Source organism: Sphingomonas sp. MA1305 (assembly GCF_016107325.1).
GTDB lineage: Bacteria > Pseudomonadota > Alphaproteobacteria > Sphingomonadales > Sphingomonadaceae > Sphingomonas.
On record NZ_RCVT01000001.1, the window covers coordinates 1,462,875 to 1,483,677 of the forward strand.

Consider the following 20,803-nt stretch of genomic DNA (forward strand, 5'->3'; position numbering starts at 1 on the left):
CGGGGCGGCGTGACCACCGCCCTCGCCGGCCTCAAGGTCCTCGAGCTTGCGCGCATTCTCGCGGGCCCCTGGGCGGGTCAGGTGCTCGCCGACCTCGGCGCCGAGGTCACCAAGGTCGAGAGCCCGGCGGGCGACGATACCCGGACCTGGGGGCCGCCCTTCGTCGACCATCCCGACGGCAGCCGCGATGCCGCCTATTTCCATGCCTGCAACCGCGGCAAGACCAGCCACGTCATCGACTTCACCACCGCGGCGGGGCAAGCGCAGGTCCGGGCGCTCGCCGCCGAAGCCGACGTGCTGATCGAGAACTTCAAGGTCGGCGGCCTCGCCCGATACGGGCTCGACTATGCCAGCCTTTCGGCGATCAATCCGCGGCTCGTCTATTGCTCGATCACCGGTTTCGGCCAGGACGGACCCTACGCCCATCGCGCCGGCTACGATTATATCGTCCAGGGCATGAGCGGGATGATGAGCCTGACCGGCGAGCCGGACGGCGCCCCGCAGAAGATCGGCGTCGCCATGGCCGACATCACCACCGGCCTGTATGCGGTGATCGCGATCCAGGCGGCGCTGGCGATGCGGACACGCACCGGGCGCGGCCAGCATATCGACGTGGCGCTGTTCGACACGATGGTCGGGGTGCTCGCCAACCAGGCCGCCAATTACTTCGCCAACGGGATCAATCCGCCGCGGCTCGGCAACGCACACGTCAATATCGCACCCTATGCGGTGTTCGAGACGGCGGACGGCTGGTTCATCCTCGCGGTCGGCAATGACGGGCAGTTCGCGCGCTTCTGCACGGTCACTGGCATCGAACCCCGCCCCGGCTGGGCGACCAATGCCGGCCGTGTCGCCGATCGTGACGCATTGACGGCGGTCGTGACCGCCGCCACCCGCCGCTTCGCCCGCGACGACCTGCTCGCCCGGCTAGAGGCGGCCGGCGTACCGGCGGGCCCGATCAACACGGTCGAGCAGGCCCTGGCCGATCCGCAGATCGCGGCACGCGGCATGGTGATCGACCAGCCGCCGATCCGCGGCCTGCGCACCCCGATCCGCTTTTCCGAAGCGGAACTGGCGTTAGGCCGCCCCGCGCCGCGCAAAGGATCGGGCGACGCCTGATCCCTGCGCCGGCGCGGTCGTTCAGGCGGCGCGCTCGACCTCCGGCGCCGGGCGGCGTGCATAGAGGCCATAGGACAGGATGATCGCATAGCAGATCGCCGGCAGCAGCAGGGCGAAGTGCAGCGAGCCGCTCTGGTCGGCGAGCATGCCGGTCAGCGGCGGGATGATCGCGCCGCCGACGATCGCGGTGGCGATCACGCCCGAACCTTCCGCCGCGCGCTTGCCGAGCCCTTCGCTCGCCAGGCTGAAGATCGTCGGGAACATGATCGAATTCATCAGGCCGATGGCGAGCAGCGACCAGCCCGAGACCGCACCAGTGGTGTTGGCGGAAATGAGGATCAGCGCGATCGCGCCGGTGGCGACGCTGGCCAGCACCTTGCCCGGCGAGACCCGTGCCAGGATTCCCGCACCGATGAACCGGCCGATGAGGGCGCCGCCCCAGTAGAAGGGCACATGCTTGCCGGCTTCCTGGCCGGTCAGCGCCAGCGTCGACGGCTGCATCAGATAGTTGACGATCAGCGATCCGATCGCGACCTCGGCGCCGACGTACAGGAAGATGCACAGCGCACCGATACCGAAGCGCGGGCGGCCGAGCAGATTGAAGGCCTGGAGGATGCTACCGTTGTGGCTCTGTTCCTCGTGCAGGCGATTGCGGCGCGACCAGACGACGGCGGCGACGATGGCGAGCGCGGCGGCGAGGCAGAGATAAGTGACGACGACGGTATGCGTTTCCGCGGCGCGATAGGCGTCGAGCGCGGCCCCCGACAGCGTCGCCGGATCGACCGTCGCGAGCCCGCCGAGGATGACGATGGAGCCGACATAGGGGAAGATGGTCGTGCCGAGCGAGTTGAACGCCTGCGCGAAAGTGAGGCGGCTCGACGCGGTGCGCGGATGGCCGAGCAGCGAGATCAGCGGATTGGCGACGACCTGCACCACCGTGATGCCGGCGGCGAGCACGAACAGCGCGAACAGGAAGACGCCGAAGGTCGCGGACGACGAGGCCGGCACGAAGAGCAGGCAGCCGACCATCATGGTCAGCAGGCCGATCGCGGCGGTGCGCATGTAGCCGGCGCGCCGCACGATCGCCGCGGCGGGAATCGAGCAGATCGCATAGGCGGCGAAGAACGCCGACTGGACGAGCAGCGCCTGCGCGTAGTTGAGCGTGAACAGCTCCTTCAGCTTGGGGATAATGACGTCGTTGAGCGACGTAATCCCGCCGAAGATGAAGAACAGCGCGAAGACGAAGACGCGCAGGTCCGGCGCATCATAGCCGTGGACCGCGTCGCCGGCGGCGGCCGACTCCTGCGGCGATGTGCTGACGTTGATTGCCATGGTCGGCGCCCCTCTCGTAATCGTTTCCGGCACCGCACAAGCACGGCTAGGCGGCGCTGGCAACCGCTCAAAACGCTGATCTGGGCCAAGCTTGTCCCGACCCCGCGCCGAAATGCGCCAGGACTGGATCGCCCTGCCCCGCTTCGCCTATGGCGGCGGCCATGGCGCGCCTCACGGTCAACAACCAGCCTGTCGAATATCGGCTCGACCCCGAAACGCCCCTGCTCTGGGCGTTGCGCGACGCATCCAACCTGACCGGGACTAAATATGGCTGCGGCACGGGCGATTGCGGCGCCTGTACCGTCGACATCGACGGCGGTGCGGCCCTGTCCTGCCGCACCCCGATCGGCACGATCGAGGGCACCTACGTCACCACGATTGAGGGGCTGTCGCGGGAACGCAATCATCCGCTCCAGCTCGCCTTCATCGCGGCCAATCTGCCGCAATGCGGCTTCTGCATCCCGGGCATGCTGATGGCGGCGGCGACGCTGCTCAAGAAGAATCCGGATCCGAGCGAGGATGCGATCGGCGCGGCGATCGACAATCTGTGCCGCTGCGGCGTCTACCCGCGGCTGATCGAGGCGATCCAACGTGCCGCTCGCGCCCTGCGCGGCGAGGAGACGATCCCCGCCGGCGTGCGACCCGGCATCGACCCGGCCGATGCTGGGCGGCTGGTGCCTGCCTTCGTTGCCAAGCCCGAGCATTGACGGTGTCATCGGTCGCGCCCTGAGGGCGAAAGCTGTCGGATCGCTGACCGACCAATTCAGCTTGCCCACATCGACGTCACGCTATCTGCAGGTCATCATGAGGGCCGGCTTGTGCGCCGGCAGACGAGGACCAAGAGGTGATGAGGACCTTCATCAAGTCGCTGCTCGCCGCCACGATGCTGATCCCGGTGGCGGCTCAGGCACAGGACGCCCCGCCGCGACCGCCGCAGGGCGATGGCCACCGCGGCTATGATCGACCCGGATACGATCGACGGGGCGGCGACCGCCCCCGTCCGACAGACAATTTGCAGGGCGCCCGTCCCGATTTCCGCAGCGAACGCCCCCAGCCGTTCCAGGCGCAGCCCGGCGCCCGCCCCGACCGCAACTTCGATCGTCCCGATCGTGGGTTCGACCGTCCGCCCGAGGCGCGCCCCGACCGGCCCGAGGGCGCACGGCCGGGTCCGGAGCGGGTTCGCCCGGAGCGATTGACGCCGGACCGCCCTGCCCCGAACCGGCTGGAGGTCGACACGCGCGGCGACCGTCCGCTTGCCGAGGGACGGCCGGATTGGCGCGGCGGCAACTGGAACCGGCAGCGGGACGACCGCCGTGACGGTGTGACCGTCCATCGCGGGTTCGACGATCGCCGTCCGGGCGTGGACGATCGCCGCGCCGGTTGGAACGGCGACCGCATCGATCGCAACGACCGCCCTGGCTGGGACGGCCGGGACGGCGACCAGCGCCGCTGGGACAGGCGGGGCGACGACCGCGGCGCCTGGAGCCGCGGCTGGCGCGATGATCGCCGCTACGATTGGGGCCGCTACCGCGACGGCAATCGGGCCGCCTATCGCCTGCCGCATTATTACGCGCCGGCAGGTTGGGGCTATGGCTATCGTCGCTTCGCGGTCGGCACGACATTGTGGTCGGGCCTATGGGGATCGTCCTATTGGATCGACGATCCGTTCGCCTATCGCCTGCCGGAAGCATATGGTCCCTATCGCTGGGTCCGTTATTATCACGATGCCTTGCTCGTCGACGTGCGCAACGGCCGGGTGGTCGACGTCGTCTACGACATCTTCTGGTAAACGGCGCGGGGGCGGCGCGGCCCGTCGCAGGGGCAGCTGCTCGCCCCCGCTCCCCCCTTGCCATTATTCCAGCCGGGCGGCATCTCCCTGCGATGTTCGCCCGCAAGCCCAATGGCGCCAATCCCTTGCGACGTTCGATCGGCGAGTCGGTCGCGGCCCGCCTCGAAGCCAATCCGGCGGTGACCAGTGCCGGTGTGCCCAACGTCCAGGCCTATTATCAGCTCGACTTCATCGATCCGGCGACCTGCGCACGGCTGATCGGGATCATCGATGCCGGACGCCGGCCGTCGACCCTGCTATCTGACAGGGCCGGCAGCGACTTTCGCACCAGCGAGAGCTGCGACATGGATCGCTTCTCCCCCGACATCCGCCCGATCGACGAAGCGATCGCCGCGCTGCTCGGCATCGATCCGCGCCATGGCGAGACGATGCAGGGGCAGCGTTACGCGCCCGGCCAGCAGTTCAAGGCGCATCACGATTATTTCCACGAGGGCGAAAGCTATTGGGGCGCGATGAAGGCGTCGGGTGGCCAGCGGACCTGGACCGCGATGATCTACCTCAACGACGTCGAGGAGGGTGGCGCGACCTGGTTCCCGCAGGCCGGCTTCCAGGTGCCGCCGCGTGCCGGCATGCTGCTCGCCTGGAACAACATGAATCCCGATGGCAGTCCCAATCTGCTGACGCTCCACGAGGGGACGGCGGTGGTGCGTGGAACGAAATATGTCGTCACCAAATGGTTTCGCGAAAAGCCGTGGATGAAGTGACCCGTGCCACCGCGTCCCTCTGATCTCGCCACCGCCAGCGTCGGTGCTGCCGATGCCGCGCCGCCCGCGGCGCTCGGCATCGCCGCCTCGATCCTGGGCCAGCCGTGGCGCTGGCGAGGGCTGGCGGCGGATGCGCGCGACGGCTTCGGCACCGACGATCTGGTCACCCAATTGCTGCTCGCCCGCGGTTGCCCGCGCGAGGCGCTCGACGATCACCGCGCGCCATCGATCCGCGCCTTCATGCCCGACCCGTCGATATTCCGGGACATGGACAAAGCCGCCGCGCGGCTGGCCGACGCGGTGGAGACGGGCGAACGGGTCGCGATCTTCGGCGACTATGACGTCGATGGCGCCACCTCCGCCGCGCTGCTCGTTCGCCTTCTCGCCGAGCTCGGGCTCTCCGCCCGCCCCTATATTCCCGACCGGCTGACGGAGGGCTATGGCCCATCTGGCGCCGCACTGCATCGCCTCGCCGACGAGGGCGCCTCGCTGATCGTCACGGTCGATTGCGGTGCGCAGGCATTCGAGGCGCTGGAAGCGGTGCGCGCCGCGGCGGTGGATATCGTCGTGGTCGACCACCACAAATGCCAATCGGCGCTGCCGCCGGCCCATGCCCTGGTCAATCCCAACCGGCTCGACGAGGGTGAAGGCGCCGCGCATGGTCACCTTGCCGCGGTCGGCGTCTGCTTCCTGCTCGCCGCCGCCCTGGTCCGCACCTTGCGCGCCCGCGGCTTCTTTGCCGCACGGGACGAGCCGCGACTGCTTGAAATGCTCGACCTCGTCGCGCTCGGCACCGTCGCCGACGTCGCGCCGCTGAAAGGGCTGAACCGCGCTTTCGTCGCGCAAGGGCTCAAGGTGATGGCGCAGCGGCGCAACATCGGGCTGGACGCGCTGATCGAGGCATCGCGGCTCACCCGTGCGCCGACCTGCCAGGATCTCGGCTTCGCACTCGGCCCGCGGATCAACGCCGGTGGCCGGGTCGGTCGCGCCGATCTCGGCGTCCGGCTGCTTACCACGGCCGAGCCGCAGGAAGCACGGACGATCGCTGCCGAACTCGATCGGCTCAACGAAGAACGCCGCGCGATCGAAACGCTGGTCCGCGAAACGGCGGAAGCCGGCGCGAGCGGCGATCGCCGCGTCCTCGTCGTCGCCGGCCGCGGCTGGCACCCCGGGGTGATCGGCATCGTGGCGGGGCGGCTGAAGGAACGGTTCGGCCGCCCCGCCATCGTCATCGCGATCGACGAGGACGGCGTCGGCAAGGGCTCCGGCCGCTCGATTGCCAATGTCGACCTCGGCGCGGCGATCCTCGCCGCCCGCGAACACGGCCTGCTGGTCGCCGGTGGCGGCCATGCCATGGCGGCCGGGCTGACGATCGCCGCCGATCAGGTGCAGCCGCTGGCCGACTTCCTGGAGGATCGGCTCTCGATCGCGGTATCGCGGGCGATGGCCGGCCGCGCACTGCTGCTCGACACCGTGGTGGCGCCGGGCGGGGTCACCACCGGACTGGTCGAGGCGCTCGACGCCGGCGGGCCGTACGGCACCGGTTGGGCGCCGCCGCGTATCGCCGTCGGCCCCGTCCGCGTGGTGCGCGCCGACCGGGTCGGCAGCGACCATGTCCGCGCGATCGTCGCCGGCGACGACGGCCGCAGTCTCAAGGCCATGGCGTTCCGCGCCGCCGACACGCCGCTCGGCCAGGCGCTGCTCGCCGCGGCACCGCACCGCAAGCTGTGGCTCGCCGGTCGCGCCCGCCGCGACGATTGGAGCGGTCGCGACGTCGCCGAACTGCATCTCGACGACGCCGCCTGGGCATCGTGACCAACAAGGGCTTGACCCTGCCCGCGACCTTCTCTAGGCGCACCCAACGCCATCGCATGGCCCCTTCGTCTAGTGGTTAGGACGCGGCCCTTTCACGGCTGAAACACGGGTTCGAGTCCCGTAGGGGTCACCATCATCACGAGCGATCGCCAGCAGCGCCCCTTCAAGTTGCGCGAGGCCCGAACGGCGTCCGCCGGCACATCATCCGCAACAGGATGACCCGCCACGACGATATGGCGCCGACCATCCATCTTGCCGGAATCACCGCCCGGCGAGCTGGTCCGCGGCCTCCAGAAACTCCTTTTCCGGCGCGTTACGCGCACCGGATTCGCGTTGAGCGATCAAATCAGTCGGACGTCGGCACTGGCCTCGCCGCAGCCGATTGCTCGCCCGGTTGCGGGCGGAGGCTGAGCCGGTTGACACCCTTCAGCATGCTCCGCTGCCCGTCGAGGTAAAGCCCTTCGTTCGCACCAAGACGGTGCGGAACCCAAACGGCTGCTCCGTCGCGACTTTGGTGATGTAACGGGCGGTGCGGTTGCGCGGCGCTGCGAACAACAGCCGGACGACCTTCGCCTTCAGCACCCTCATCCCCGGCGTGATGTCGCCCTCGGGCGCAAGGCGTCGAGCGCATCCGCATTGGCCCGACCCCAGCCGTAAAGCAACTCGACCGGCTCGACGAAGCGCCGGCCGAGGTCGGTCAGCCGATATTCGACCACCGGGGGCATGACGCTGGCGACGTGGCGATCGATCAGACCGCTTGCCTCCATGTCCCGCACCGTCTGCGTCAGCATCTTCTTCGATATGCCGGGCAGGCTGCGCAGCAACACACCGGTGCGCGCGGCACCACCATGCCGCGCATGGAGCGTGTGCAAAACCATGCTGGTCCATTTGGTCGCGAAGAGTTCCAGCACGCGCCGCGGCGCGCAATCCTCGCGCCATTCGTCGTCGGGCGTGCCGGGGTCCATGCGGTTACCTTTGGGTACCTGGGGTGGGGAATGGTGCCGTCTAGAACCCTGCCCCCGCCATGCCTAGCTGCCGGGGCGACAGATAGCGAGAGAATGAGACAATGGCGAAGACAGCATTGGTAGTCGGGGCGAGCGGGATCGTCGGCAGCGCGACGGCGGCGCGGCTCGTCGAGGAGGGCTGGACGGTGCACGGACTGGCACGGCGGCCGGTCGCGCAGGCGGACGTCACGCCGGTGGTCGCGGATCTGCAGGATGCCGCGCAAACCCGAGCGGCCTTGCAGAATCTGGCGCCGGACGCGGTCTACATCACCACCTGGCTGCGCCAGGACAGCGAGGCGGAAAACATCCGGGTCAACGCCGCGATGGTGCGCAATTTGCTCGACGGCCTGCCGGCACCGACCGGACCGCGGCACGTAGCGCTGGTCACCGGGCTCAAACATTATCTCGGCCCGTTCGAGGCCTATGGTCAGGGCGTTCTGCCTCAGACCCCGTTCCGCGAGGAACAGGGTCGGCTCGACGTCGAGAATTTCTATTATGCGCAGGAGGACGAGGTGTTCGCCGCGGCGGCGCGCGACGGCTTCACCTGGAGCGTCCATCGGCCGCACACGGTGATCGGACTGGCGGTCGGCAATGCGATGAACATGGGCACGACGCTCGCCGTCTATGCCAGCCTGTGCCGGGCGACCGGTCGTCCGTTCGTCTTTCCCGGGTCCGCCGCGCAGTGGAGCGGGCTGACCGACATGACCGATGCCGGCCAGCTTGCCCGGCATCTGCTCTGGGCCACCGAAACACCGGCGGCGCACGATCAGGCGTTCAACGTCGTCAACGGCGACGTCTTCCGCTGGCAATGGATGTGGGGCCGGATCGCGGAATGGTTCGGCGTGGAGCCGGTACCGTTCGACGGCACCGTCCGCCCGCTCGCCGAGCAGATGGCGGGGGACGCGCCGCTCTGGCGCGAGCTGGCGACGCGCGCGGACCTGGCCGAGCCGGAGCTCGCGCGGTTGGTGTCGCCCTGGCATACCGACGCCGACCTCGGCCGACCGATTGAGGTGGTCACCGACATGAGCAAGAGCCGGCGGCTCGGTTTCACCGCCTATCAGCCGACCGACGACGCCTTTCATGCTCTGTTCGCCCGGTTGCGCGCGGATCGCCTGATCCCCTGATCCTGCTCAGCCCAGCGCCGCCAAGGCGTCGTACGTGACCCGCGGGATCGGGATGATCGTGCCGTGGCTGGCGCCGGCGGGCATGGCGATACGGTCGGACACGTCGCGCCAGCTCCGCCCGCCATCGGCGGAGGCGACCGCGCCGTAGCGATGCTCGCGATAGCGGTCGAAGAAGACGACGATCTCCGGCCCGATCGTCACCACGGTCGGACCCTCGCTCCACGCCGGGGTGATCGGCGCGGAGAGCGGGCCAAAGCGCGGCGGCGACAGCGCCGCGTCGCACCATTGCACGACCTTGCGCAGTGGCTCCTTGCGCTCGTCCTTGACGAACATCAGCGTTCGCCCGCGGAAAGTCGCAAAGGTCGCATCGATGACGCTGTATCCGGGATCCCAGAACAGCGTCGTCGGGGTGAAGCGGTCGAAGTCGCGGGTCGTGGTGGCATAGAGGCGATGGTCGCCTTCCTTGCCCGCCGCGCCGATCGTACTCGCCCAGACGATCAGGAACCGGCCGGCCGCCGCGTCCCAGGTTACCTCCGGCGCCCAAGCGTTGCGAGTGCCGGGGAAGCGCGCCATCACCGGCAAGGCCTGTTGCGGCGACCAGCGGACCAAGTCTGGTGAGCTGGCATAGCCGATCGTCGTGCCGGTCCAGCTCGTCGTCCAGACCAGATGGAACAGGCCGGTGCGCGGGTCGCGCACGACGCTGGGATCGCGCATCAGCTTGTTCTCGCCGACGGTCGGCACCAGCATCGGCGCGCCGTCGCGTACCGGGCGATAGTGCCAGCCGTCGGCGCTGATCGCCAGCCGCAGGCCGGCGCGCCCGTTGTCGGCATTGCGGAAATGGGTGAAGAGGTAGCCGCCGGTGGCTTCGTCGCTACGCGCGGCTCGGGCACCGGTGGTCACGGCCGCTGCTGTCAAACCGCCACATATCGTCCTTCGATCGAACATCATCGCCGCCCCCTGCCCTGCCCGATAGGCCAAGGCCGCTTCTTGCAGACCGGGCAACATGACCGACGCCCGTTTCGGTCGCTGCCCAAGACCGATGCCTCTAAGCGCCGTTTGTTCCCAGCATATCTCACGTTCTGGCGCTGCTTAAGAACGATTCATCGGATTGAGCGGCGAAACCTGCCGGACGTTCATAGTTTTGCCGAGGTTCGGCGCCTAGGGCGCCCGCGCGCCGCGGCCCGGCGTGCCCCACATCCGTCTCGAGCAGAGCCATGCCCTTCACCCGTGCCGTCGCGCGCCCGCGCCTCGTCTTCCTCCGCGCCATCACGATGCTAAAGCCCGAGCGACGCAAGGTCGCGGCACTGGTCGGTGCCGGCGCGCTCGTCGCGCTGCTGCAGGTGCTCGAGCCGGTGCTGTTCGGACGCGCGATCAATGGCCTGACCCAGGGGGCGAGCCCGCTCCATTACGTCGCCTGGTGGTGCGCGATCAGCGTCACCGCCTTTCTGTCGGCGATGGTGATCTCGCTCGGCTCCGATCGGCTCGCCCACCGGCGGCGGCTGGCGGCGATGGCGAGCTTCGTCGAGCATCTGCTCGCGCTGCCGCCCTCCTTCCACCATCAGGCGCGCTCCGGCCGTCTGATGCGCATCATGATCGCCGGTTGCGAGAGCCTCTTTTTTCCTGTGGCTGCCGCTGCTGCGCGACCAGGTCACCAATGCCGTGGTGCTGATCGCGGTGCTGCCGATCGCGATGCTGACCAACTGGCGGCTGGCGCTCGTGCTGGTCGCGCTGCTCGTCGTCTACGCGCTCGTCAACCTGATCGTCATGCAGCATACCGCCCGCGGCCAGGCGCAGGTGGAGACGCGCTTCACCGATTTGTCCGGGCAGCTCGGCGATCTGCTCGGCAACGTCTCGGTGCTGCAGAGCTTCCTGGCGGTGCCGGGCGAGCTGCGCCAGGTAAAGACCTCGCTGCACGATCTGCTGCATGCGCAATATCCGGTGCTGAACTGGTGGGCGCTGTCGGCGGTGCTGACCCGCGGCGCCTCGTCGATCGCGATCGTGGCGATCTTCGGCGTCGGCTCGATGCTGGTCGCGCGCGGCCAGGCGACGATCGGCGACGTCGTCGCCTTCGTCGGCTTCGCGACGCTGATGATCGCGCGGCTGGAAACGCTGACCACCTTCATCGTCGACGTCGCGCAACGGTTGCCGACGCTCGGCCAGTTCTTCGCGGTGCTCGACGAGGAGTCGCACATCGCCGAGCGGCCCGGCGCCCCCGCCCTGCGCGTCGCCACCGGCGAGGTCCGCTTCGAAGGCGTCTCGTTCCGCTACCCGACCGGCTCGGGCGCGGTGCACGACCTCGACTTCACCGTCGCGCCCGGCGAGACGGTGGCGATCGTCGGCCCGACCGGTTCGGGCAAGTCGACCGCGCTCGGCCTGCTGCAGCGCGCCTATGATCCCGGCCAAGGTCGTATTCTGGTCGACGGTCAGGACATTCGCGACGTCACCCTGGCCTCGCTGCGCGCGGCGACGGGCGTGGTCTTCCAGGAAGCCGGCCTGTTCAACCGCTCGATCGCGGAGAATATCGCGATGGGCAATCCCGGTGCGACGATGGCCGCGATCGAGGAGGCGGCCCGCATCGCCGGCGCCTATGACTTCATCGCGCGCAAGCCGCAGGGCTTCGCCACGCCGGTCGGCGATCGCGGCCAGGGCCTGTCGGGCGGCGAGCGCCAGCGGATCGCGATCGCGCGCGCGCTGCTCAAGGATGCGCCGATCCTGCTGCTCGACGAGGCGACCAGCGCGCTCGACGTCGCCACCGAGGCGCGGCTGCAGGAGAGCCTCGACCGGCTGCGGCAAGGGCGCACCACCTTCGTCATCGCCCACCGCCTGTCGACGGTGCGCGCGGCGGATCGGATCATCGTCCTCGACCAGGGGAGGATCGTCGAACAGGGCAGCTTCGACGCGCTGATCGCGGCCGGCGGCGCCTTCGCCGCGCTTGCCCGCGACGGCGGCCTGACCCAGGCGGCGGCGAACGACGATACGGGGGCGCGGGCCGCCACCGGGGGTATCCGTACAAACGCTTGAACCGCCACGCGAACACGCCGACAGATGGCACTCGTCAGGGGAGTGCCGGATTGGCCAGCGTCGCGATCGAGGGGGTCAGCAAGCGTTTCGGGGACGCGACGGTGCTGCAACCGACCAGCCTCGACATCGAGGATGGCGAGTTCGTCGTCATCGTCGGTCCGTCGGGCTGTGGCAAGTCAACGCTGCTGCGCCTGATCGCCGGCCTCGACGAACCGTCGAGCGGCACGATCGCGATCGGCGGCCGCGACGTCACCCATGCGGCGCCGGCGGAGCGCGGGCTGGCGATGGTGTTCCAATCCTATGCCCTCTACCCGCATCTGACCGTGGCGGAGAACATCGGCTTTCCGCTGAAGATCGCCGGACGTCCGAAGGCGGAGATCGCCGCGCGGGTCGCGGCGGTGGCGGACACGCTCGACCTCGGGGCCTTGCTCGACCGCCGGCCGCGGGCGCTGTCGGGCGGCCAGCGGCAGCGCGTGTCGATCGCCCGCGCGGTGATCCGCCAGCCGCAGGTGCTGCTGCTCGACGAGCCCCTGTCCAACCTCGACACCGCCCTGCGCGTGCGGATGCGCCACGAATTCGCCCGGCTGCACCAGAGTTTGGGCTGCACGATGATCTACGTCACCCACGACCAGCTGGAGGCGATGACGCTCGCCAACCGCATCGTCGTGATGGCGCACGGCCGCGTCGAGCAGGTCGGCGCGCCGATGGACCTGTATCGCCGACCGGCCTCGCTGGCGGTCGCCTGCGCGATCGGTTCGCCGGGGATCAACCTGATGCCCGGCACGCTGGTCGCCGCCGATATGGCGGGGGCCACCGTCCGGCTGGCCAGCGGCGCGACGCAGGCCGTGGCGGCAGAAGTGCCTGCGGGGGCGGTCGGCCGGGCGGTGACGCTGGGCGTCAGGCCGGAGCATCTGGCGCCGCGGCCCGACGGCGCCTTTGCCGGGCCGATCGAGCTGTTCGAACGGCTCGGGCCCCTCTCCTTCGCGCATCTCGGCATCGGCGGGCGCGAGGCACCGGTGGTCGCGCAATTGCCGGGCGACCGGCAGGTGACGCTGGGCGAGCCGCTGCGGGTGGGCGCGGCAGCGGTCGACGTGCTGCTGTTCGACGGCGACGGCCGAGCCTATCCGCGCCTCACCCCTTGATGCTGCCGCCGAGCAGGCCGGTGATGTAGTAGCGCTGCAGCGCCAGGAAGATCGCCAGCACCGGTAGGGTCGTCACCACCGCCGCCGCCATCATCAGCTCGCCATCGGCGGCATGTTCGCGGCCGATCGCCGCTACCGCCACCGGCAAGGTGTAGAGATGCTGGTCGGCGAGCACGATCAGCGGCCAGAGGAAGTCGTTCCAGCTGCCGAGGAACAGGAACACCGCCAGGGTCACCGTTACCGGCGCGAGCAACGGCAGCACGATCGAGACGAAGATCCGCGTCTCGCTCGCGCCGTCGAGCCGCGCCGCGTCGAGCATCTCGTCGGGGATCGACAGCGTCGCCTGGCGCACGAACAGGACGGCGAAGACACCGGCCAGGCCGGGCAGGATGACCCCCGCATAGCTGTTGACCAGGCCGATCTGCTTGAAGATCAGGAAAAGCGGCAGCATCGCCACCTGTCCCGGCACGACCAGCGCGCCGATCAGCAGCTGCAACAGCCGCTCGCGCCCCCGGAAGCGCAGTTTGGCGAAGGCATAGCCGGCCGGCACGGTGAGCAGCAGACCGAGGACGGTGGAGATCACCGCGACCAGCACGCTGTTGCCGAGCGCTGGCAGCACACGATAGTCGAACCAGGCGCCGTCGATCAGCCGCCGGGCGAGCAGCTCATAGTAATTGTCCCAGGTCCACCGGCTTGGCCACAGCGGCGGCGGATAGGCGCTGGACGCGCCGCGCGGCATGAAGGAGACCAGCACCATCCAGATCAGCGGCAGGATGGTGACCAGCGTGACCAGCGCCACCGCGGCGTTCATCAGCACGGCGCGGGCGCGTCTCACAGCCATTCGTAACGCCGCCCGATCCGCGTCTGGACCAGCGTCAGCAGCAGGATCAGCACGAGGAGGATGAAGGCGACCGCCGACGCTTGGCCGAGGTTCCACCATTTGAACCCCTCGTCGAACATGAAGTAGAGCACCGTCGTCGTGCTCTGCGACGGGCCGCCGAGCGTCATCACATAGGGTTCGGCGAAGATCTGCAGGAAGCCGGCGACGCTCATCACCGCGGCGAGCAGCAGGGTCGGGCCGATCGCCGGCAGGGTGACGTGGCGGAAGCGCGTCCAGCGCCCCGCCCCGTCGAGCCGCGCTGCCTCCATCAGGTCGGTCGGCACCGCGGCGAGCGCGGCGGTGAAGACGATCATATTATAGCCGAACACCTTCCACGTCACGAACAGCAGGATCGCCGGGATCGAGGCGCGCGGATCGCCGAGCCAGTCGATCGCCGGCAGGCCGATCGCCCGCAACGCATAATTGAGCAGGCCGAATTGGGTGTTGAGCACAAAGCGCCAGACCACGGCGGTGGCGACGACGCTGGTGACATAGGGTGCGAACAGCAGCACCCGCCACAGCGGCTTCCAGCGCACCGTACGTTCGTGCAGCAGCAGCGCGACGGCGAGCGAGGTGCCGATCGCCATCGGCACGCCGAGCAGCGCGAACAGGCCGGTATTGGCCATCGCCCGCCAGAACAGCGGCGTCGCGAACAGGTCGGCGAAATTGCCGAGCCCGACGAAGCGGAGATTGGCGGGATCGGCGAGCGCGTAGATGCTGTAATCGGTGACCGACAGGGCCAGCGCCAGCACCGTCGGCACGACGAAGACGAGCAGGATGATCGCCAGCACCGGTGCGGTGAACAGCCAGGCGGTGCGCGATTGGCGGGTCATGCGATCCGCCCGGCCTCGACCAGCGACCGGCGCTTGGCGAGCAGGGCGTCGACGCGGCGGTCCATCAGCATCGTGCCCTCGTCGACCGACAGCTGGTCGCGGACGACGCGCTCGGCGACCAGCTGCACCTCGGTGCGGATGCGCTCCATCTCGACGATCGCGGGCTGCGACGCCGGCTGGCGCATCTGTGCGGCGAAGGGGGCGAGGCGGGCCGTCGCGAGCTGCGGCGACGACCAGGCACTGCGCTGCGCGGGCAGGTTGCCGATCAGCGCCTGGAACTGCAATTCGCTCGCCGGCGAGGTCATATGGCGGACCAGCGACCAGGCCTCCGCCCGGCGCGGGCTGTGCGCCGCCACCGCCAGACAGGCGCTGATCCCGTCGACCGGGCCGGGACCGCGCGGCCCTGGCATGCGCGCGACCGACCAGCGCTTCGGGGGTATTTCCGCGGCGCGGCGGCGCAGGTCGAGCAGCAGCGTCGGCCCGCTCGGATAAATGGCGAAATAGCCGCGTGCGAAGGCCGCGACCGGGTCCTGCAACTCGGTCGACAGCGCGCGCGGGGCCAGACCGTCGTCGAACAGCGACTTGTAATAGCGTAACGCTTCGCGGAACGCCGGGCCGGCGAAATCGCCGCGCGTGTTCCGGTCGCGCAGCAACGGCGCGCCGATCTGGCCGGCGAAGGTGAAGAGCGTATCCGGCCAGTTGAGATAGGAGAGCAGGACATAATCGTCGGGCCGCCGCCGCTTGAGCGCGACGCCCATCCTACGCCAGCCGTCCCAATCGTCGGGTACGGTGTCGAAGCCACCTGCGGCGAGCAGGTCCGACCGGTAATATTGCATCTGCGGCGCGACCGACCAGGGCACGGCATAGTCCCGACCGGCATGGTGCATCGCGCCGCGCACCGACGGAAAGACGTCGGCATTCAAGGCGGGATCCGGGACCGGGGCGAGCGCGCCGATCATCGCGAACTCGCCGACCCACCCGTTGGGCAGCATCAGCACGTCGGGCAGCGAACCCCCGGCGAAGGCGGTGAGCAGCTTTTCGTGCGCGGCGGTCCACGGCAAGGTCTGCACCTCGACCGAGATGCCGGTGGCGCGGGTGAAGGCGGGCATCAGCAGCGGCGAATAATCGCCTTCATAGCTCATCGCCCAGACCGACAGCGCCCGCGGATCGCGACGGGTGATGCAACCGGCGAGCATCGCGGCCGGCACGGCGGCGAGCAGCGACCGTCGCGTCGGATCGATCACGCCGCCGCTTGCGTCGGGACGGCGCGTGCGAGAACCGGTCGACGGCACGCCCTGCCGCCGGCGGGCATTTTTCATCCAGCCTCAAATATATAACCCATGTTTGTGGAGCGATTGCGCAGCCGAAACGTTCCCTTGGGTTAACGTCGCATCAAAAAAGAAGCGCGCGGCGTTATCAAAAGGGGTGTTTCGGATGCAGGACAGGTCTGTGTGCCGCGCCGCGATCGTCGCGGGCGTGCTGTTGTCGTCGATCGGCCAGGCAGAGGCGCAAGACGCGCAGTCCCAGCCCGCGGCGCAGACCGCCGCTCCGAGTGACCAGACCGCCGCCCCGGCCGACCAGAGCGTGACCCCGGATCAGGCATCGGGCAGCGACATCGTCGTCACCGGATCGCGCATCGCCCGCCCCGATTATGCCGCGCCCAATCCGATCGTCTCGTTCAACGCCGCGAACATCCAGCAGTCGGGCAACACCAACGTCACGTCGTTCCTGCAGCGCGTGCCGGCGCTGACCAATTCCGTCGACAGCACGCAATCGGCGGGTTCCGACCGGCCCGGCGGCCAGCTGTACGGCGCCGCAGGCCTCAATCTGCTCGACCTGCGCGGGCTCGGCACCGCGCGCACCTTGGTGCTGGTCAACGGCCGTCGCCACGTCGCCAGCCAGATCGACAGCGCCGCGGTCGACGTCAACGCCATCCCCACCGACCTGATCGAACGGGTCGACGTGCTGACCGGCGGCGCCTCCGCCGTCTACGGTGCCGACGGCGTCTCGGGCGTGGTCAATTTCATCCTGAAGCGCGATTTCGACGGCGTCACCGCGCGGACGCAGATGGGCATTTCCGATCAGGGCGACGCCGGCAACCGCTTCGCCTCGATCGGCGCCGGGCGGAACTTCGGCGACGGGCGCGGCAACGTCACGCTCTTCTACGAATACAATGCCGACAGCCCGCTGCGTAACGACGACCGCGCCTTCCTGCGCCGCGAGAACCGCCAGTATCTCGTTCCCAACCTCGCCTATAACGGCCCGGCCGCCGGATCGTACCAGCAGGTGCTGGCAGGCGACCTGCGCTATCCGTACGGCACGCCGAGCGGCTATATCGAGATCGGCGGCAACGCCTACAACGGCGACGGCACCCGCTACGACCCCGGCACGCAGGTCGGCGGCGGCTTCGTCAGCGGCGGCAGCGCGACGCCCGTCGCCGGCTATGTCGGCGACCTGCTGCCGGCGACCGAACGCCACGCGGTCAATCTGCTGACCCACTACGATGTCTCGGACGCATTCAAGCTGAGCCTGGAGGGCAAGTTCGTCCAGACCACGGCGACCACCTTTGGCGGCTTCTCCGGCAACTACCCTGCGGTCTTCACGCTCGACAATCCGTATATCCCGACGACACTGCGCAATGCCGCGCTGCTCGCCGGCGACACGACGATCGTCTCCAACCGCAACAACACCGACTTTCCCCGCCTGGGCGAAAGCGACCGCCGGCGCACCTGGCGCGGCGTGATCGATGCGAGCGGCCGCATCACCGATCATGCGCAATACGACGTGTCGTTCACCTACGGCCAGACCGACGTGCGCATCACCAAGCTCAACAGCCGCTGGAACGACCGCTTCACCGCCGCGCTCGACGTCGTCACCGATCCGGCGACCGGCAAGGCGACCTGCCGGTCCAACCTCAACCCCGCCGCGCTGCAGGTGGCGGCATACAGCTTCACGCCGGGCGCCAACAGCGGCTGCCTGCCGCTCAACACCTTCGGCACGGGCGTCTACGACCCCGCCGCGCTCGCCTGGGCGACCAACGGCAACAACATCAGCACCGCCCGGCTGACCCAATCGGTCGCCAGCGCGCAGCTGACCGGTGACTTCGGCGCGCTGTTCCGGCTGCCCGGCGGGCCCGTCCAGTTCGCGGTCGGCGGCGAATATCGGCGAGAGACCAGCCGCTTCAATCCCAACAGCTTCCTGACCGGCAAGCAATGGTATCAATATGACGAGGGCGACAGCTTCGACCCCAATTACGTCATCTCGCCGTCGCGCGGCGCGTTCGACGTGTGGGAGGCGTTCGGCGAGCTCAATCTGCCGCTGCTCAAGGACGTGCCATTCGCGGAAACCCTGTCGGTCGGCGCCGCCGGCCGCCTGTCCGACTATTCCACCGTCGGCCGCACCCAGGCGTGGCAGTTCAACGGCGTCTGGGCGCCGATCCGTGATATCACCTTCCGCGGTTCCTACGGCCAGTCGGTGCGCGCGCCCAACATCGGCGAGCTGTTCCAGCCGACCAGCCCGACGACGAACTACTTCGTCGACCCCTGCTATCTTGAGAACCGCAACGCCGGATCGGCGACCCGCGCCGCCAATTGCGTCGCGCTGATCACTTCGCTCGGCGGCAATCCGGCGACCTTCACCGCCAACAACAATCCCGATGCCGCGGTGCTGATCAACGGCTCGCGCACGGGCAATCCGGGCCTGCGCGAGGAGACGGCGCGGACCTGGACCGCCGGCACGGTGCTGCGTCCGCGCTTCCTGCCCGACCTGTCGATTTCCGCCGACTGGTATGACATCCGGTTGCGCAACGCGATCAACACCGCCGATGCCAACACCATCGCCAATCTGTGCGTCGACCAGCCGACGCTCGACAACGTCTTCTGCAGCGCGATCCGGCGTCGACAGGGCACCGCCTATATCAACGGCTTCTCGGTCCAGCCGCAGAATGTCGCGAGCTTCCGCACCGCCGGGCTCGACGTCAACCTCAGCTATGTCGTGCGCACCGCCCGCGCCGGCACCTTCGACCTGCGGTTCGTCGGCGGCTATCTCGACCGACTGGAGCAGATCGCAACGCCGGGCGCGACGCCGGAGGATCAGGTCGACCAGCCCGGTCGACCCAAGTTCAACTTCGTCGCCTCGCCGACCTGGACGCTCGACGGGCTGACGATCAGCTACAATCTGCGCTGGTTCGACCGTACCCGGCGCTTCCCCAAGGCGGCGACCGACGCCAACCCGGATTATGCCGCGCCGGACCTGCTGCGCTACAAGGAGCTGTGGCAGCATGACGTGCAGCTGCAATATGCCGTCGCCGACGATTTCGCATTCTACGGCGGGGTCAACAATCTGACCGGGCAGAAGCCCGACGCCGACAGCTACGATTATCCGATTTCGTCGCTCGGTCGGTACATCTATGTCGGCGTGAAGCTCGGCCGGCGGCGCTGATCGTCCGGCGCCGCCGCGGCCGGGATGGAGGCGTCATGATCCACCCCCTGCTCGCCGGGCTCGGCGTCGCGCTGCCGATCCTGCAGGCGCCGATGGCCGGCGTCTCCACCGCTGCGCTGGCGGCGGCGGTATCGAACGCGGGCGGGCTCGGCGCCATCGCGATCGGTGCGCTGGGTGTCGACGCGGCGCAGGCCGCCATCGCGGAGGTGCGCGCCAGGACGGATCGCGCCTTCAACGTCAATGTCTTCGTTCATGCCACCCCGACGCCGGATCCGGTCCGCGAAGCTGCGTGGATCGCCGCGCTGGCGCCCAGCTTCGCAGCAGTCGGCGCGCAGCCGCCCGTCGCCTTGCGCGCGATCTACACCAGCTTCGGCGACGATGCCGGAATGCGCGCCATGTTGCTCGCCGAGGCGCCGCCGGTCGTCAGCTTCCATTTCGGACTGCCAGATGCGGCGACGGTCGCCGCCTTCCAAGCCCGCGGTACACTCATGCTGGCGACCGCAACCAGTCTTGCGGAGGCGCAGGCGGCCGCCGCAGTCGGGATCGACGCGATCGTCGCCCAGGGGATCGAGGCGGGCGGCCATCGCGGCCATTTCGACCCCGCCGCACCGGATGATGCGCTCGGCACATTACCACTGACGCGACTGCTCGTGCGCCACGTGGAGTCGCCGATTATCGCCGCCGGGGGCATCATGGACGGTGCCGGGATCGCAGCCGCGCTCGATCTCGGCGCCATTGCGGCACAGCTCGGCACCGCTTTCATCGGCTGCCCGGAAAGCGCAGCGGATGCGGCCTATCGCGCCGGACTGGCCGGGCCGGGCGCCTGGCATACGCGGATGACCGACCGCATCTCGGGCCGGCCGGCGCGTGCCCTGCCCGGTCGGTTCGATGCTCTTGCCGATACGCTCCATACCTTGAGGCCGCCCGATTATCCGATCGCCTATGATGCCGGAAAGGCGCTGCATGTCGCCGCCCGATCCGGCGGCGAAAGCGGCTACGGCGCCTATTGGGCCGGTCAGGGCGCGCCGCTGTCGCGACCGATGCCGGCGGCGGCGCTGGTCGCGACCCTGGCCAGTGAGCTGGCGATCCACCAGGCGGGCTGAACGACGCCCTGTTCCGTCAGCGACCGATCGCCGCCTGGATCAGGCCGATCTGTTTGCGATACAGATCGGTCATCGTCTGAAAACGGCTTTGGATGTCGCCCATCTTGAGCAGCTGATCCTCCAGCGTCACCGTATTGCCGTCCGGCTTCGTCTCGGAGACCTGCGGATCGGCGAAGATGTGGCCATCACTGCTCGGGGCGAGGCCGAGCGCGACCATGCCGCCCGTGGCGCGCACGCGCGGGCGCGCGACATGCGGCTTGCCCTGGTCGACCAGCAATGCGGAGAAGTCCGGCGCCTCCACCTCCTGCGCGCGGAAGGCCGGCGTCTCGCTGTTTGCAATATTCTGAGCGACGACCCGCTGGCGTTCGGCGAGATTCTTCATCGCGCGGGTCAGGCCGTCGATCAGGGGAATGGCGTCGGTCAACGCAAACGTCCTT

At 69.0% G+C, this 20,803-nt stretch carries 19 protein-coding genes and 1 tRNA gene; 11 read left to right on the top strand and 9 right to left on the bottom strand.

Annotated elements, in window-relative coordinates; all coding sequences use genetic code 11:
- Positions 1-9: 9 nt before the first annotated feature.
- A complete protein-coding gene (locus tag D9601_RS07315; RefSeq protein ID WP_198353167.1) occupies positions 10-1,119 on the top strand; it encodes a CaiB/BaiF CoA transferase family protein in 1,110 nt (369 codons plus the stop codon).
- A gap of 21 nt (positions 1,120-1,140) precedes the next feature.
- On the opposite strand, the gene D9601_RS07320 is transcribed toward D9601_RS07315, so the two are convergent.
- Positions 1,141-2,451 carry a sugar MFS transporter gene (locus D9601_RS07320; RefSeq protein ID WP_198353168.1) on the bottom strand — a complete coding sequence of 437 codons (1,311 nt, stop codon included), beginning with the start codon at positions 2,449-2,451 and terminating at the stop codon, positions 1,141-1,143.
- A 161-nt stretch (positions 2,452-2,612) separates the two neighbouring features.
- Between D9601_RS07320 and D9601_RS07325 the strand changes: the two genes are divergently transcribed.
- From D9601_RS07325 to D9601_RS07345, 5 genes are all read left to right on the top strand, one after another.
- Positions 2,613-3,158: a (2Fe-2S)-binding protein gene (locus D9601_RS07325; protein WP_198353169.1), complete on the top strand. Its 546-nt coding sequence runs from the start codon at positions 2,613-2,615 to the stop codon at positions 3,156-3,158.
- A gap of 140 nt (positions 3,159-3,298) precedes the next feature.
- Positions 3,299-4,240, top strand: coding sequence for an RcnB family protein (locus D9601_RS07330; protein WP_198353170.1), 942 nt, complete (start codon positions 3,299-3,301; stop codon positions 4,238-4,240).
- A 92-nt stretch (positions 4,241-4,332) separates the two neighbouring features.
- Positions 4,333-5,004, top strand: a complete 672-nt coding sequence (locus D9601_RS07335) for a prolyl hydroxylase family protein (RefSeq protein ID WP_198353171.1) — start codon at positions 4,333-4,335, stop codon at positions 5,002-5,004.
- 78 nt (positions 5,005-5,082) lie between these two features.
- Positions 5,083-6,819, top strand: coding sequence for a single-stranded-DNA-specific exonuclease RecJ (gene recJ, locus D9601_RS07340; RefSeq protein WP_198353445.1), 1,737 nt, complete (start codon positions 5,083-5,085; stop codon positions 6,817-6,819).
- A 58-nt stretch (positions 6,820-6,877) separates the two neighbouring features.
- Positions 6,878-6,952 (top strand) — tRNA-Glu (locus D9601_RS07345).
- Between the two features lie 293 nt (positions 6,953-7,245).
- On the opposite strand, the gene D9601_RS07350 is transcribed toward D9601_RS07345, so the two are convergent.
- Positions 7,246-7,407 (bottom strand): hypothetical protein, encoded by a 162-nt coding sequence (locus tag D9601_RS07350; RefSeq protein ID WP_198353172.1) that lies wholly within the window; start codon positions 7,405-7,407, stop codon positions 7,246-7,248.
- The gene (locus D9601_RS07355; RefSeq protein WP_198353173.1) at positions 7,404-7,784 is read right to left on the bottom strand and encodes a winged helix-turn-helix transcriptional regulator; all 381 of its coding nucleotides are present in this window, start codon (positions 7,782-7,784) and stop codon (positions 7,404-7,406) included. Before D9601_RS07355 ends, D9601_RS07350 begins: the two co-directional genes overlap by 4 nt.
- Positions 7,785-7,885: 101 nt before the next feature.
- Between D9601_RS07355 and D9601_RS07360 the strand changes: the two genes are divergently transcribed.
- Positions 7,886-8,947, top strand: a complete 1,062-nt coding sequence (locus tag D9601_RS07360) for an SDR family oxidoreductase (protein ID WP_198353174.1) — start codon at positions 7,886-7,888, stop codon at positions 8,945-8,947.
- 6 nt (positions 8,948-8,953) lie between these two features.
- Here the strand turns inward: D9601_RS07360 and D9601_RS07365 are convergent, their stop codons facing one another.
- Together D9601_RS07365 and D9601_RS07370 are read right to left on the bottom strand one after the other, a co-directional pair.
- Positions 8,954-9,862: a glycoside hydrolase family 43 protein gene (locus tag D9601_RS07365; RefSeq protein ID WP_198353175.1), complete on the bottom strand. Its 909-nt coding sequence runs from the start codon at positions 9,860-9,862 to the stop codon at positions 8,954-8,956.
- Positions 9,863-10,221: 359 nt separating this feature from the next.
- A complete protein-coding gene (locus D9601_RS07370; RefSeq protein WP_198353176.1) occupies positions 10,222-10,647 on the bottom strand; it encodes a hypothetical protein in 426 nt (141 codons plus the stop codon).
- Between D9601_RS07370 and D9601_RS07375 the strand changes: the two genes are divergently transcribed.
- Together D9601_RS07375 and D9601_RS07380 are read left to right on the top strand one after the other, a co-directional pair.
- Positions 10,607-11,968: an ATP-binding cassette domain-containing protein gene (locus tag D9601_RS07375; RefSeq protein WP_198353177.1), complete on the top strand. Its 1,362-nt coding sequence runs from the start codon at positions 10,607-10,609 to the stop codon at positions 11,966-11,968. The two genes, D9601_RS07370 and D9601_RS07375, sit on opposite strands and share 41 nt — an antisense overlap.
- A gap of 50 nt (positions 11,969-12,018) precedes the next feature.
- Positions 12,019-13,110 (top strand): ABC transporter ATP-binding protein, encoded by a 1,092-nt coding sequence (locus D9601_RS07380; RefSeq protein WP_198353178.1) that lies wholly within the window; start codon positions 12,019-12,021, stop codon positions 13,108-13,110.
- Here D9601_RS07380 and D9601_RS07385 read toward each other — a convergent pair.
- From D9601_RS07385 to D9601_RS07395, 3 genes are read right to left on the bottom strand one after another with little or no spacing between them, the layout of a single operon-like run.
- Complete coding sequence (locus D9601_RS07385) at positions 13,100-13,951, bottom strand: carbohydrate ABC transporter permease (RefSeq protein WP_232473857.1); 852 nt, start codon at positions 13,949-13,951, stop codon at positions 13,100-13,102. The two genes, D9601_RS07380 and D9601_RS07385, sit on opposite strands and share 11 nt — an antisense overlap.
- A complete protein-coding gene (locus D9601_RS07390; protein ID WP_198353179.1) occupies positions 13,942-14,823 on the bottom strand; it encodes a carbohydrate ABC transporter permease in 882 nt (293 codons plus the stop codon). The genes D9601_RS07385 and D9601_RS07390 overlap by 10 nt, the downstream gene beginning before the upstream one ends.
- Positions 14,820-16,142 carry an extracellular solute-binding protein gene (locus D9601_RS07395; protein WP_198353180.1) on the bottom strand — a complete coding sequence of 441 codons (1,323 nt, stop codon included), beginning with the start codon at positions 16,140-16,142 and terminating at the stop codon, positions 14,820-14,822. Before D9601_RS07395 ends, D9601_RS07390 begins: the two co-directional genes overlap by 4 nt.
- 115 nt (positions 16,143-16,257) lie before the next feature.
- Between D9601_RS07395 and D9601_RS07400 the strand changes: the two genes are divergently transcribed.
- Both D9601_RS07400 and D9601_RS07405 read left to right on the top strand, forming a co-directional pair.
- Positions 16,258-19,263, top strand: coding sequence for a TonB-dependent receptor plug domain-containing protein (locus D9601_RS07400; protein WP_198353181.1), 3,006 nt, complete (start codon positions 16,258-16,260; stop codon positions 19,261-19,263).
- Positions 19,264-19,298: 35 nt separating this feature from the next.
- Complete coding sequence (locus tag D9601_RS07405) at positions 19,299-20,366, top strand: NAD(P)H-dependent flavin oxidoreductase (RefSeq protein ID WP_198353182.1); 1,068 nt, start codon at positions 19,299-19,301, stop codon at positions 20,364-20,366.
- Positions 20,367-20,382: 16 nt separating this feature from the next.
- Here D9601_RS07405 and D9601_RS07410 read toward each other — a convergent pair whose 3' ends face one another.
- Positions 20,383-20,790, bottom strand: coding sequence for a flagellar biosynthesis protein FlgB (locus D9601_RS07410; protein ID WP_198353183.1), 408 nt, complete (start codon positions 20,788-20,790; stop codon positions 20,383-20,385).
- Between the last annotated feature and the right edge of the window lie 13 nt (positions 20,791-20,803).

Bases quoted from the DNA above. Each gene is read 5' to 3' on its own strand.
- D9601_RS07330 (WP_198353170.1), top strand. From the start codon at position 3,299: ATGAGGACCTTCATCAAGTCGCTGCTCGCCGCCACGATGCTGATCCCG.
- D9601_RS07390 (WP_198353179.1), bottom strand. From the start codon at position 14,823: ATGACCCGCCAATCGCGCACCGCCTGGCTGTTCACCGCACCGGTGCTG.
- D9601_RS07350 (WP_198353172.1), bottom strand. From the start codon at position 7,407: ATGAGGGTGCTGAAGGCGAAGGTCGTCCGGCTGTTGTTCGCAGCGCCG.
- D9601_RS07395 (WP_198353180.1), bottom strand. From the start codon at position 16,142: ATGAAAAATGCCCGCCGGCGGCAGGGCGTGCCGTCGACCGGTTCTCGC.
- D9601_RS07355 (WP_198353173.1), bottom strand. From the start codon at position 7,784: ATGGACCCCGGCACGCCCGACGACGAATGGCGCGAGGATTGCGCGCCG.
- D9601_RS07400 (WP_198353181.1), top strand. From the start codon at position 16,258: ATGCAGGACAGGTCTGTGTGCCGCGCCGCGATCGTCGCGGGCGTGCTG.
- D9601_RS07320 (WP_198353168.1), bottom strand. From the start codon at position 2,451: ATGGCAATCAACGTCAGCACATCGCCGCAGGAGTCGGCCGCCGCCGGC.
- D9601_RS07335 (WP_198353171.1), top strand. From the start codon at position 4,333: ATGTTCGCCCGCAAGCCCAATGGCGCCAATCCCTTGCGACGTTCGATC.
- D9601_RS07360 (WP_198353174.1), top strand. From the start codon at position 7,886: ATGGCGAAGACAGCATTGGTAGTCGGGGCGAGCGGGATCGTCGGCAGC.
- D9601_RS07405 (WP_198353182.1), top strand. From the start codon at position 19,299: ATGATCCACCCCCTGCTCGCCGGGCTCGGCGTCGCGCTGCCGATCCTG.
- D9601_RS07325 (WP_198353169.1), top strand. From the start codon at position 2,613: ATGGCGCGCCTCACGGTCAACAACCAGCCTGTCGAATATCGGCTCGAC.
- D9601_RS07385 (WP_232473857.1), bottom strand. From the start codon at position 13,951: ATGGCTGTGAGACGCGCCCGCGCCGTGCTGATGAACGCCGCGGTGGCG.